This is a genomic window from Micromonospora sp. NPDC003241 (assembly GCF_053589795.1).
In genome coordinates this window covers 71869-85451 of record NZ_JBSFSO010000003.1, presented here as the reverse complement: position 1 = coordinate 85451, position 13583 = coordinate 71869, and the positions used below count along the sequence as shown (strand labels likewise).

The following is a 13583-nucleotide window of genomic DNA, read 5'->3' as shown; positions in this document are numbered from 1 at the left end:
GACCTCCTCACCGCGCGCTACACCGCGAGTGAAGTTACTTTATGTTGCAGGATGCAAGCAAGCAGTTAAGTAAGACTTAACGGATTCTACGGGCAAGACGACTGCAACGCCTTAAACAGACATACTTCTCCGCCGCCGTACCCGAGGATGTCGGTCCCCGGAGGCAGGATGGGATCGTGGCGGATTCCAGCGGCAGGTCGACCGGGGTGCTCTCCCGCTTCGGTCCGGCGACCCGGGAGTGGTTCGGGGCGGCCTTCGCCGCACCCACGGCGGCGCAGTCCGGTGCCTGGACGGCGGTCGCGGCCGGGCGGCACGCCCTGGTGGTGGCACCGACCGGGTCCGGCAAGACCCTCGCCGCCTTCCTCTGGTCGCTCGACCGGCTGGCCCGCGAGCCGGCCCCGGACGACCCCCGACACCGGTGCCGGGTGCTCTACGTCAGCCCGCTCAAGGCGCTCGCGGTCGACGTCGAGCGGAACCTGCGCGCCCCCCTGGCCGGCATCCGGCAGGCCGCCACCCGACTCGCGCTCCCCCCGCCGGAGATCACCGTCGGCATGCGGACCGGCGACACCCCGGCCGACGAGCGGCGGGCCTTCGCCCGGACTCCCCCGGACATCCTGATCACCACCCCGGAGTCGCTGTTCCTGCTGCTCACCTCCGCCGCGCGGGACGCACTGCGGGGCGTCGAGACGGTGATCGTCGACGAGGTGCACGCGGTCGCCGGCACCAAACGCGGCGCCCACCTCGCGCTCTCCCTGGAGCGTCTCGACGAACTGCTGCCCACCCCGGCGCAGCGGATCGGGCTCTCCGCCACGGTCCGACCGGTCGACGAGTGCGCCCGCTTCCTCGGCGGCGCCCGCCCGGTCGACGTGGTGGCCCCGGCCAGCGCCAAGACGATCGAGGTCAGCGTCCAGGTCCCGGTGGAGGACATGACCCGCCTCGACGAGCAGGAGCAGCCGGAGGACGACCTCGGCCGCCCTCGGTCGGCGTCGATCTGGCCCGCCGTCGAGGAACGCGTCTACTCGCTGATCCGGGCCCACCGCTCGACCATCGTCTTCACCAACTCCCGGCGCAGCGCCGAGCGGCTCTGCGCCCGCCTCAACGAACTCGCCGTCGAGGAGAGCAGCGAGGAGACCACCGACGGGGCGATCCCGCCGACCGGGCGTCCGGTGCGGACACCGGCGGAGATGATGGCCCAGGCCGGGGCGGTGGCCGGTGTCCCACCGGTGATCGCCCGCGCGCACCACGGCAGCGTCTCCCGCGAGGAGCGACGCCACATCGAGGAGTCGCTCAAGGCCGGTCAGCTCCCGGCCGTGGTCGCCACCTCCAGTCTCGAACTCGGCATCGACATGGGCGCGGTCGACCTGGTGGTGCAGATCGAGGCGCCGCCCAGCGTGGCCGCCGGCCTGCAACGTGTCGGCCGGGCCGGGCACCAGGTCGGCGCGGTGTCCCGTGGGGTGGTGCTGCCCAAGCACCGGGGCGACCTGCTCTCCTGCGCCGTGGTCGCCGAGCGGATGGGCGACGCCGCGATCGAGGAACTGCACCATCCGCGTAACCCGCTCGACGTGCTCGCCCAGCAGATCGTGGCGATGGTCGCGCTGGACGAGTGGCCGGTGGCCGACCTGGCGACGGTGGTCCGCCGGGCGGCGCCCTTCGCCGAGCTGCCCGACTCCGCGCTGCACGCCGTGCTCGACATGCTCTCCGGCCGCTACCCGTCGACCGCCTTCGCCGAGCTGCGTCCCCGCCTGGTCTGGGACCGCGCCACCGACCTGCTGACCGGCCGGCCGGGCGCCCAGCGGCTCGCGGTGACCAGCGGCGGCACCATCCCCGACCGGGGTCTGTTCGGCGTCTTCCTGGCCGGCGCCGAACGCGCCGCCCGGGTCGGCGAGCTGGACGAGGAGATGGTCTACGAGTCCCGGGTGGGCGACGTCTTCCTGCTGGGTTCGTCGTCCTGGCGGATCGAGGAGATCACGCCGGACCGGGTGCTGGTCTCCCCCGCGCCCGGCCAGGCGGCGAAGATGCCGTTCTGGAAGGGCGACCAACCGGGCCGTCCGGTCGAGCTGGGCCGGGCCATCGGCGCCCGGGTACGCGGCCTGCTGCGCCAGGGCGACGAGGAGGCGACCGCCGCGCTGCGCGCCACCGGCCTGGACGACTGGGCCGCCGGCAACCTGATGGCGTACCTGCGCGAGCAGCAGGCCGCCACCCGGGCCCTGCCCGACGACCGGACGGTGGTGGTCGAACGGTTCCGCGACGAGTTGGGCGACTGGCGACTGGCGGTGCACAGCGTGCTCGGCGCGCGGGTCAACGCGCCCTGGGCGCTGGCCGTCGGCCGTCGACTTGCCGAGCGGTACGGCGTGGACGCCCAGGTGCTGCCCGCCGATGACGGCATCGTGGTCCGCCTGCCGGACACCGCCGACACGCCGCCCGGTGCCGACGTGGTGGCCTTCGACCCCGAGGAGATCGTCCAGCTCGTGGAGGAGTCGGTCGGCACCTCGGCGCTGTTCGCGGCCCGGTTCCGCGAGTGCGCCGCGCGGTCGCTGCTGCTGCCCCGCCGCGACCCGCGTCGCCGCCAGCCACTCTGGCAGCAGCGGCAACGCGCCGCCCAACTGCTCGACGTCGCCCGCGAGTACGCCGACTTCCCGGTCACCCTGGAGGCCGCCCGGGAATGCCTCCAGGACGTCTTCGACCTGCCCGCGCTGACCCAGGTGATGCGGGACCTGGCCGGTCGCCGGGTGCGGCTCGTCGAGGTGGAGACCCCGCGCCCGTCGCCGTTCGCCCGCTCGCTGCTCTTCGGGTACGTGGGCGCCTTCCTCTACGAGGGCGACTCGCCACTGGCGGAGCGCCGGGCGGCGGCGCTGGCGCTCGACTCGGCCCTGCTGGGCGAGTTGCTCGGTCGGGTCGACCTGCGCGAGTTGCTCGACGCGGAGGTGCTCGCCGAGACCGAGCGGCAGTTGCGCTGGCTCACCCCGCAACGTCGTCCCCGCGACGCCGAGGACGTGGTCGAGCTGCTGCGCCAGATCGGCGACCTGAGCGACGACGAGCTGGCCGAACGCGGGGTGCCGGTGGACTGGCTGACCGAGCTGGCCGCCGCCCGGCGGGTGCTGCGGGTCCGGATCGCCGGGCAGGACCGCTGGGTCGGGGTGGAGGACGCCGGCCGGCTCCGGGACGCGTTGGGCGTGGCCTTGCCGGTGGGCGTCGCCGAGGCGTACCTCGAACCGGTCGCCGATCCGCTCGGTGACCTGGTCGCCCGCTACGCCCGTACGCACGCGCCGTTCGCGGCGAGCACCTGCGCGGCCCGGTTCGGGCTGGGCGTCTTCGTGGTGGAGCAGGCGTTGCGTCGGTTGGGGGCCACCAGCCGGGTGGTCTCCGGCGAGTTCACCCCGGAGTCGGTCGGCACCCAGTGGTGCGACGCCGAGGTGCTGCGCATGTTGCGCCGCCGTTCGCTCGCCGCGCTCCGCCGCGAGATCGAGCCGGTGCCGCCCCGGGCGCTGGCCACCTTTCTGCCCCGCTGGCAGCAGGTCGGCTCGTCGGCGCGGGGCGTCGAGGCGGTGGCCGCCGCCGTGGAGCAGTTGCAGGGCGTCTCGGTGCCCGCCTCGGCCCTGGAACGGCTGGTGCTACCGGCCCGGGTGGCCGACTACTCCCCCGCCCACCTCGACGAGCTGTGCGCCAGTGGCGAGGTGCTGTGGGCCGGCGCGGGTGCGATCTCCGGCGGCGACGGCTGGGTCGGCCTGGCGTACGCGGACGCCGCCGCGCTGCTGCTGCCGCCGACGGACGACACGCTGGCGCGTACGCCCCTGCACGACGCGGTGTTGGACGCGCTCGGTGACGGACAGGCGATGTTCTTCCGTCCGCTGGCCGACCGGGTCGGGTCCACCGACGACGCCGCGCTGACAGCGGTGATCTGGGAACTGGTCTGGTCCGGTCATCTCACCAACGACACGCTGGCACCGCTGCGGGCGCTGCTCGGCGGCGGTGGCGCGCACCGGTCCCGGCCGACCGCCGCGCGGGGCCGCTACCGGCGGCCGGGGCGGGTGGCCCTGCCGGCCCGGGGTGGCCCGCCGACGGGGGCGGGCCGCTGGTCCCGGCTGCCGGAGCGGGACACCGACCCGACCCGTCGGGCCGCCGCCCTGGCCGACGTGCTGCTGGAGCGGCACGGTGTGGTGACCCGGGGCGCGGTCGTCGCCGAGCAGGTGCCGGGCGGGTTCGCGGCGGTGTATCCGGTGCTGGCGGCGATGGAGGAACGCGGCGCGGCCCGACGGGGGTACTTCGTCGACGGGCTGGGCGCCGCACAGTTCGCGGTGCCCGGCGCGGTGGACCGGATCCGGGCCCTGGCGGAGCCGCTCGACGGCGGGCGGGCGAGCCGGGGTGCCCCGGCGATGGTGCTGGCCGCGACCGACCCGGCCAACCCGTACGGCGCGGCGCTGCCCTGGCCGGATCGGGTGGTGGACTCCGGTGACGCGTCGACACCGGCGCCCACCGGGCACCGCGCCGGGCGCAAGGCCGGTGCCCTGGTCGTGGTGGTCGCCGGTGACCTGGTGCTCTATGTCGAGCGCGGCGGCCGGACTCTCCTCAGCTTCACCGACGACGCCGACGCGTTGACCGCCGCAGGCAAGGCGCTGGCCGACGCGGTCCACTCCGGTGCGCTCGGCCCGATGTCGGTGGAACGCGCCGACGGTGAGGCCGTCCGCTCGTCGCCGCTGCGGGACGCCCTCACCGCCGCGGGATTCCGCACCACCCCACGCGGCCTGCGGCTCCGCGCCTGATCCCGGGTCGCCCGAGACCGGCCCGCGCGGTGGGCGTCCGGCTCAGTCGAGCGCGGTCAGCGCCTTCTCGTAGGCGGGGCGGTCGGCGCGGGGCGTCTTGGCCTCCAGGTAGTTGAGCACGACGGTGCCGGAGCGGAACGAGGCACCGGCCCACACCTCGGCCATGTCGGTGGCGCTGACCTCGTCGGGGAAGACGTAGACGGCCACCCCGTCGGTGACCACGATCTCCGAGCAGCCCAGGCCGAGCCCGTCCGGCCCACAGTCGACGGAGCGGTCCTTGGACTTGCCCGCCTTGAGCCCGGCGCTCCGGAAGGCGGCGACGACCTCCCGCGCGCTGGGCTCGCCGGCCTTGCGAGGCGGCAGTTCCACCGGGGGCGGGCTGGGCGGACGGCGTTCGGTGCTGCCGGTGACGGTCGGCTCGGCGGTGGACGGCGCGCTCGACGGCGCGTCCGACGGGGCCGGCGCGGTGGCCGGCGCGCCGGCCGTGGGCGGCGCGCTCGTCGGGTCGGCGGCGGAGGGCTGTTCCTTCTCCCCACCACCGCAGGCGGTGAGGGCGGCGGTGACCGCGACGAGGACGAGGGCTGGCAAGATCCGGTGGCTCACTCCGAGCAGTCTGCCGGGCGGGCGGCGCGCTGTGCAGTGGCCGGTCGGTCAGGCGGCCTGTCACCTATCCGGCACCCGCACCGGACCGTACGATGCGGTGCCGTGACCAGCAGCGTGGACCGCGTCGTCTCGTTCACCACCGACTACGGCCTGACCGACGGATTCGTGGCCGCCTGCCACGGGGTGATCGCACGGCTCGCCCCGACGGTGCGGGTGATCGACGTGACGCATCTGGTGCCGCCGGGTGACGTCCGGCGGGGCGCGACGGTGCTCGCCCAGACGGTGCCGTACCTGCCTGGCGGCGGGGTGCACCTGGCGGTGGTCGACCCCGGGGTGGGGACGGCCCGGCGGGGCGTCGCGCTGGCCACGCCCGGGGGCCTGCTGGTGGGACCGGACAACGGCCTGTTGTGCGACGCCGCCGACGCGCTGGGCGGGGTGCGTGCCGCCGTCGAGCTGACCGACCCGGCGTGGCTGGCCGCGCGGGTCTCCGCCACGTTCCACGGCCGGGACGTGTTCGCGCCGGTGGCGGCCCGGCTGGCCACGGGAGCGCCGATGGCGCAGGCCGGTCCGGCGGTCGATCCGGAAACGCTGGTACGCCTGCCGGAACCGGTGGTCGAGTCGACGTCGGACGGTTTCGTCGCCGAGGTGCTGAGCGTCGACCATTTCGGCAACGTGCAGGTGGCCGCGTCGGCCGACCTGCTCGCTCCGCTGCCGGGACGGTTGCACGTACGCCCGCAGGACAGCGAGTCGGCGCGGGTGGCGGTGCACGGGCGGACGTTCGGTGACGCGCCCGTCGGTCAGCTGGTGGCGCACGCCGACTCGGCCGGACTGGTGGCCCTGTCGGTCAACGGTGGACGCGCGGTGGACCTGCTCGGGGTGGTACCGGGTACGCTGCTGCGGGTGTGGGCGGCCCCCGCCGACGAGGTGCCCCGCGCCACACGCCCGTAACGTCTACTGTGGAAAGCTGTTCCGGTGAACGATCGCTGGGTTCCCGCCGCCTGCCCCTGCTGCGCGTACCGGACCGGCGGCGGCACCTGTCCGGTCTGTTTCTGGACCGACGACGGTCAGGCCGACGCCGACGCGGACGTGGTCCGTGGCGGCCCGAACGGGGACCTGAGCCTGTCGCACGCCCGGCTGAACTTCGCCGTCTACGGCGCCTGCCACCCTCGCTACCAGGACGCGGTCCGGGCTCCTCGGCCGGACGAGCTGCCCTGAGCCCAGGCCGGGCCGGCGTGGGAGGACACCGGCCCGGCTCCGCGCGCGGAGTTCAGCAGCGCGGCACCGTGGGGCCCCAGACCGCCGAGACGTACGCGTGGCTGACGAACTGCCCGCTGGCGAGACGGTTCCATCGGTTGGTGGTGCGGTACGGCCCGGCCACCGTCTGCCCGGTCACGTAGCACTCGACCGGTACGTGGGCGTAGCGGGCGGCCAGTCCCCGGCTGGCGTAGTTGGTGCCGGCTCCGGCCCGCACGTTCAGCGGCCCGTCGCCGATCACGGCGCGGCTGCCGGTGCCGGTCCACAGGTAGGCCACGTCGACCCAGGCGTTGGTGGTCAGTTGCAACCCGTCCCAGAAGGTGCCGTCGGCGAGGTCGATCCCGGCGGGGTTCAGCACCGTACGGCCGAACTGGTCCCGCCCGCCGTTGTAGCCGTTCTGGTAGGCGGCCTGTGCCTGCGGACGCCCCTGCGGCAGGTCCTTCCAGTTCTCCCGGACGGCGCTGGGGTTCCAGTAGTCGTCCCGGGTGTTCCACGGTCCGACGTCCCAGACCGGCGCGTACGTGCACCGGCTGCCGCTGGTGGTGCAGACCCGGACGGTGTAGTCGCCGCTGTTGCGCGGGGAGAGACTCCGCCGCGACGGCAGCGCCACGAAGTGGTCGCGGGGCGCGACCGTGTGCCCGTTGGCGGTCACCTCGCCGACGAGGCCGATCCGGGTGGTGAAGACGCGGTAGATCCGGCCGGGCGTGGCGGCGGTGACGGCCACCCCGCCGGTGTCGGCGGTGATCCGGACGGCGCGGACCTCGGCGGTGGCGCCGGCCGGACCACCGGTGATCACCACCCGGGTCTGCACCCGGGCGACGGGCCGGTCGAAGACCGCCGCCGGGACGGCGTCGCGCCATTCGGTCCAGCCGGTGTCGTGCCAGCCGCGTACCTGGGCGCTCGCGGTGGCACCGGACCGGGCGGTGCCGGTGACCTCGGCCCGGAACCGGGTGGCCGGGCGGGTCAGGGTACGCGGCGCGGTCACCAGCATTCCCTCGGCGACGGCGCTGCGGCGGGCCGGTACGCCGGGTGGCCGCGCGTCGGCCAGTCGCAGTCCGGACCGGGTGTGCCGGACGTTGACGTCGTCGGCGTCGACGGTGGACAGGCTGGCGTGCCACGTGTCGGTGCGGGCGGCCGAGGCGGGCGCGGGGGGAGCCAGGGTGACGGCCAGGACGGCGGCCAGGACGGCGGCCAGGACGGCGGCCGGCGCGGTCGCCGGCCGTGATAGACGAATGCGATTCATTCGTTTTCCTCCTCAGATCTCCCCGATAATGCTCATATAAGGAGATCGAACCGAAGTGGCATACAAATAGCGATACATGCGAATTCGGTTCGGGTGAGGGAGGATGGTGGGGTGCCCGAAGGTGACACCGTCTGGAACACCGCCCGCGTCCTGGACCGCGCCCTGGCCGGCGCTCGGCTGACCGGCAGCGACTTCCGGGTGCCCCGACTGGCCACCACCGACCTGACCGACTGGGCGGTACGCGAGTGCGCCAGCCGGGGCAAGCACCTGCTGCTCCGCCTGACCGCGCCGACCAACGCCGTCCCCGCCTCCACCGGCACCACCCCGACCGGCGGCACCCGCACCGGCGTCGGCCAGGAACACTGGACGCTGCACTCGCACCTGCGGATGGACGGCACCTGGCGGACGTACGCCCCCGGGGAACGCTGGACGGCCCGGCCGGCGCACCTGATCCGGGTGGTGCTGCGGGCCGCCGCCGCGACGGCCGTCGGCTACCACCTGCACGACGTGACACTGGTGCCCACCGCCGACGAGGACCGGCTGGTCGGGCACCTCGGCCCCGACCTGCTCGGCGCCGACTGGGATCCGGTCGAGGCGGTACGCCGGCTCGGCGCGCACCCGGACACCGCGATCGGTGTCGCGCTGCTCGACCAGCGCAACCTGGCCGGGGTCGGCAACCTCTACAAGTGCGAGGTGCTGTTCCTGCGCGGCGTGCATCCGCGTACCCCGGTCCGCGAGGTGCCCGACCTCGACGGCCTGGTCCGGCTGGCGCAGGAGTTGCTGGCCGCGAACCGGGGACGGTGGACGCAGAGCAGCACCGGCTCGCTGCGGCGGGGCCAGACCAGTTACGTGTACGGCCGCCGGGCGCAGCCGTGCCGCCGCTGCGGTACGGCGATCCGCAAGGAGGAGTTGGGCGAACGGGTCACCTACTGGTGCCCGGTCTGCCAGCCCGCCGCCTGACTTCCGACGGCGTGGAAGTTCCGCCGCTCCGGACGCAAGTTCCACCGGTGTCTGCGCAGGTGACGGGCCGGGTCGGAGTGGCGCAGTCGACACGCCGGGCGGTCGGCAGATAGGGACGATTGGGTACTTCCTAACCGGCCCCCGGTCGTCGCATGCTGCGATTGAGCGCTCACGGAACGTCAAAGTCGCGCGCCGAGCCTGCCACATCGCGGTGGTGGCCGCCGCGCCCCGACCCCGGGGAGAGCCATGGCCGTGTTCCGCAGATTCCGGTCGACCTGGCGGGATCGCGCCACCCGCAACGGCGAGTCGGGCCCGGGGGCCGTCCCCGAAGCCCGCACCGACCCGGACCACGCGGACCCCGGCTCCGTCCCGGCACCGCAGGGCGCATCGGCTTCCCCGGCACCGCCCACCCCGCCGCCCAGTGCGCTACCCGCCACGGCCCGGAGCGCACCCCCGGCGGAGGCGTCACCGCCCGGCCGGACGGCACCGCACGCGCCGCCCCGGAGCGCGCCGGGCGAGCGACCGTCGGCACCGGCCAGTCTGGACCCGGCGGCGGCGCCCCGGCTCTTCGGCGCGGTGCCGAACCACGCGTACAGTCCGCTGCCGGTGGTCGACGCCGACGGCGCGGTGGTGGGCGGCACCGGCATCCGCAAGTTCGTCGACCCGCTGCCCGGTCTCGGCCCGCTGGGGCGTACGCCGCTCGGCGCCCACCTGCCGGTCGCGGTGCCCGACACCATCAGCTACCCCGGCTGCGACTACTACGAGATCGGCCTCGCCGAGTACACCCAACGCCTGCACAGCGACCTGCCGGCGACCCGGATGCGTGGTTACCGGCAACTGAACCTCGGCACCGACGTCGACGGGCACAACACGGTGGCCCCGCCCCGCCAGCCCTGGCACCTCGGGCCGGTGGTGCTGGCCCGACGCGGCCGACCGGTACGGATCAAGTTCATCAACCAGCTTCCCGCCGGGCCGGCCGGCGACCTCTTCCTACCGGTCGACCCGACCGTGCCGGGGGCCGGGACCGGGCCGCTCGGCGGACCGGCACCGTACCCGCAGAACCGGGCGGTGCTGCACCTGAGCGGCGCGTCGACCGGTTGGGCCAGCGCCGGCAACCCGTGGCAGTGGATCACTCCGGCCGGGGAGATCACCCCGTACCCGACCGGGATCGGGCTGACGCACGTCCCCGACATGCCGCACCCGGGGCAGGGCGCCACCACCCTCTACATCCCGAACGAGCAGAGCGGGCGGCTGCTCTGGTTCCACGACAACACCGCCGGGCTGTCCCGACTGACCGTCTACTCCGGACAGGTCGCGCTCTATCTGCTCACCGACGAGACGCAGGAGCGGCTCGCCGACGACGGGGTGCTGCCCTGCGAACAGCTCCCACTGGTCTTCGAGGACAAGACCTTCGTGCCCGACGACGCGCAGCTCGCCACCCAGGACCCCACCTGGGACCGCAGCCGCTGGGGGACACGCGGCAGCCTCTGGCACCCGCACGTCTATCAGCCCCGGCAGGACCCGCACCGCCCCGAGGGCGTCAACCCGACCGGCCGCTGGGACTACGGCCCGTGGTCGCGTACCGCCGTGTCGGCCGGACCGGAGGTCACCGCCGCCACCGTGGCCAACCCGCACCACGACCCGGTCACCGACCCGGACGAGCCACCGGAGGCGCCGGGCGTGCCGCACCCGAGCGCGGTGCCCGCCGCGTACGGGGACACGGTGCTGGTCAACGGCGCCGCGTACCCGTACCTGGAGGTAGAGCCGAAGGTCCACCGGTGGCGGATCCTGAACGCCTGCACCGACCGGTGGCTGAACCTCCAGCTCTACCGGGCCGCCTCGGACGAGCCGATGTGGACACCGGAGGGCCGGCTGGCCGACGCCGACGCGGGCGAGGTGCCGATGGTCGACGCGGTCCGGGCACCCGGCCGGCCGACGGGCTGGCCGACGGACGGCCGCCCCGGTGGCGTACCGGACCCGTCCGCCGCCGGACCGGAACTGATCCGGATCGGCAACGAGTGCGGTCTGCTGCCCGAGCCGGTGGTGATCCCGAACCGTCCGATCGGATTCCGATACGACCGGCGCGAGGCGACCGTGCTCAACGTCGACGGGCACGCCCTGCTGCTGGCACCCGGCGAACGCGCCGACGTGCTGGTGGACTTCGCCGCCGTCGCGCCGGGCAGCACGTTGATCCTCTACAACGACGCCCCGGCCCCGCTGCCCGCGTTCGACCCCCGACACGACCACCACACCGACGGACCCGACCGCACCGCCGAGGGCGGCGCGCCACCGACCCGTCCCGGGTACGGCCCGAACACCCGCACCCTGGTGCAGTTCCGGGTGACCGGCTCCCCCGCGTCCCCGTACGACCTGGACCGGCTGCGCGAGCGGCTGCCCGGCGCGTACGCGGCCAGCCAACGTCCCCCGGTCGTGCCGCAACCCGCCTACGACGCCGGCTTCGGCACGGTCTCCGCGCCGACCCGGATCCCGGTGCACGCCGCCGCCGTCACGTTCACCCCGACCGGCGGCACCACACCGGTGACGCTGCCGCTGGCGGTCAAGGCCGTCCGGCAGCTCTTCGAACCCGAGCACGGACGCGCCACCGGCCGCCTCGGCGTCGGCCACCCGCACGCCGGCCCGCTCGACGAGCCCACCCTGCCGCTCGGCCCCGCCGACCCGGCCACCGAGACCCTGCACGTCAGCGACCCGGCCGTCCCGATCGGCGCACCCGGTGACGGCACGCAGCTCTGGCGGGTACGCGGCAGCGGCCGACACACCCACCCGGTCCGCTTCGACGGCCTCGACGTGCAGGTGGTCAGCCGGGTCGGCCGCGACGGTCGGATCCGGCCGCCGCACCCCGGCGAACTCGGCTGGAAGCAGGTCGTCCGGGTCGACCCGGGCGAGGACGTGCTGGTCGCGCTCCGCCCCGAGGCCCCGCCGTTGCCGTTCAAGCTCGGCGACAGCATCCGGCTGCTCGACCCGACCCGACCGGCCGGCGTACCCACCGGCTCCACCGAGATCAGCCCGCTCGACGGGCGTCCCGCCTCGGTGGTCAACCGCCTGGTCAACCTGGGTTGGGAGTATCGCTGGGGCAGTGCCGCGGCGGGCCTGCGCGACCAGGGCATGAGCCGTCCGCTGGTGGTCCGCGTCGCGCCCCGCTCCCCCACCGGCCTGAACGCGACCCCGGCCCCCGGCTCGGCCACCGCCCTGCCGGCGATCAACCTGACCTGGACCGGCAACGGCAGCCTGCCCGCCGCCACCAGCCACCTGCTGCACCGGGCCACCGACTCCACCTTCGCCGGCGGCCTCACCGAGATCACCGTGGCCGGCACCGCCACCCGCTACACCGACGCCACCATCACGCCCGGCGTCACGTATCACTACCGCCTGCGCGCGGAGAACACCGTGAGCTGCTCCGCCTGGTCGAACAGCGTCCCGGCCGCGGTGCAGCTCACCGCCCCCACCGGCCTGACCGCCACCATCCCACCGGCCGCCCCGCTCCGGGCCGCGCTGCGCTGGGCCAACCGCTCCTTCGCCACCGGCATCGACGTGCAGCGGGCCACCAACCCCACCTTCACCAGCGGCCCCGGCACCACCGCCATCGGCGTCGGCGACCACCACCTGGACACCGCGCTCGCCCCCGACACCACTTACTACTACCGGGTACGCACCACCTACCTGGGCGTCGCCTCGCCCTGGTCCACCGTGGCCACCGTGATCACCCCGCCGGTGCCCGGCGTACCCACCGCGGTCAGCGTCGCCACCAGCACCCCCGACCCGGACACCGCGACCGTCGTACTCGGTTGGGCGGCGAGCACCCCCACCGGCGCGGGAGCCGGCTTCACCGTGGAACGCGCCCTGGACGCCGCGTTCACCCGCGAACTGGCGACCTTCACCGTCACCGGACGCGGCTTCACCAACACCGGCCTGGCCCGAGGCGTCACCTACCACTACCGGATCCGCTCGTTCAACGTGGTGGCCGCGTCCGCGTACACCGGCCCCATCCCGGTCACCACCCCCGTATGACCTCTGGGCGCCCCACCCCGTTGCCGCCCCCGCCTGCCCCGCCTCCCCGCCTGCCCACCCACACCGCCTGTCCCGCCTATCCCGCCTGTCCCGCCGACGCCGCCGACCCCACCCACACCGCCTGTCCGCCCACTCCGTCTGCCCGCCCACGCCGCCGATCATGGAGTTGTGGTAGCGACAGAAGGTGCACTTCGCCACGTAATGACGACCTCAACTCCATGATCGACGGCGTCGGGGAAGACGGCGGCCAGGTGGGGACGAGGCGCTCGGCAGGCCTCGGGTGTGCAGGGCGGTGGGTAGATCTGTTGTCGCTGCAGCGACAACAGATCTACCCACCCACGTCCTCACGCCCGACGGCATGGTGGCCGACCGACGATTTGCCGCACGCCACGAACCCCACTCCATGATCGGCAGGCCGAGGTGCCTGACCGCGCACGGGCGCAGCGGCATCAGCGTGGCGCGGGCGACGACGAGAGGTGTGACCAGCCCGGACAGACGGGCTCGACCGGCGACATGCCCGCTCGGGCGACAACCAGCCCGGACCAGCAGGCCCAGCCAGCGACGACGGGTCCGACCGGCACGAACTGACAGATCCAGCCAGCGCACACCGCCTAGTCCAACCGGCACGGACCGCCAAGTCCAACCGGCACGCACCGACAGATCCAGCCAGCACGGACAGCCAAGTCCAACCGGCACGCACCGACAGATCCAGCCAGCACGGACCGCCTAGTCCGACT

Annotated in this window: 7 protein-coding genes; 5 read left to right on the top strand and 2 right to left on the bottom strand. The window is 74.5% G+C overall.

What is annotated here, in order from left to right; genetic code table 11:
• Positions 1 to 176 precede the first annotated feature (176 nt).
• On the top strand, positions 177 to 4760 hold the full coding sequence (locus ACWDVW_RS03690) for an ATP-dependent helicase (RefSeq protein WP_449944367.1): 4584 nt from the start codon (positions 177 to 179) through the stop codon (positions 4758 to 4760).
• 42 nt (positions 4761 to 4802) lie between these two features.
• Here ACWDVW_RS03690 and ACWDVW_RS03685 read toward each other — a convergent pair whose 3' ends face one another.
• Positions 4803 to 5363, bottom strand: a complete 561-nt coding sequence (locus ACWDVW_RS03685) for a hypothetical protein (protein ID WP_396745206.1) — start codon at positions 5361 to 5363, stop codon at positions 4803 to 4805.
• 114 nt (positions 5364 to 5477) lie between these two features.
• Between ACWDVW_RS03685 and ACWDVW_RS03680 the strand changes: the two genes are divergently transcribed.
• Complete coding sequence (locus tag ACWDVW_RS03680; RefSeq protein WP_449944860.1) at positions 5478 to 6311, top strand: SAM hydrolase/SAM-dependent halogenase family protein; 834 nt, start codon at positions 5478 to 5480, stop codon at positions 6309 to 6311.
• Positions 6312 to 6335: 24 nt separating this feature from the next.
• A complete protein-coding gene (locus ACWDVW_RS03675; protein ID WP_350693818.1) occupies positions 6336 to 6578 on the top strand; it encodes a CPCC family cysteine-rich protein in 243 nt (80 codons plus the stop codon).
• Between the two features lie 52 nt (positions 6579 to 6630).
• Here the strand turns inward: ACWDVW_RS03675 and ACWDVW_RS03670 are convergent, their stop codons facing one another.
• Positions 6631 to 7860, bottom strand: coding sequence for a hypothetical protein (locus ACWDVW_RS03670; protein ID WP_449944364.1), 1230 nt, complete (start codon positions 7858 to 7860; stop codon positions 6631 to 6633).
• 111 nt (positions 7861 to 7971) lie between these two features.
• On the opposite strand from ACWDVW_RS03670, the gene ACWDVW_RS03665 reads away from it, so the two are divergent.
• Both ACWDVW_RS03665 and ACWDVW_RS03660 read left to right on the top strand, forming a co-directional pair.
• Positions 7972 to 8820: a zinc finger domain-containing protein gene (locus ACWDVW_RS03665; protein ID WP_449944361.1), complete on the top strand. Its 849-nt coding sequence runs from the start codon at positions 7972 to 7974 to the stop codon at positions 8818 to 8820.
• A 246-nt stretch (positions 8821 to 9066) separates the two neighbouring features.
• Positions 9067 to 12846 carry a hypothetical protein gene (locus tag ACWDVW_RS03660; protein ID WP_449944358.1) on the top strand — a complete coding sequence of 1260 codons (3780 nt, stop codon included), beginning with the start codon at positions 9067 to 9069 and terminating at the stop codon, positions 12844 to 12846.
• The last annotated feature ends 737 nt before the right edge of the window (positions 12847 to 13583 follow it).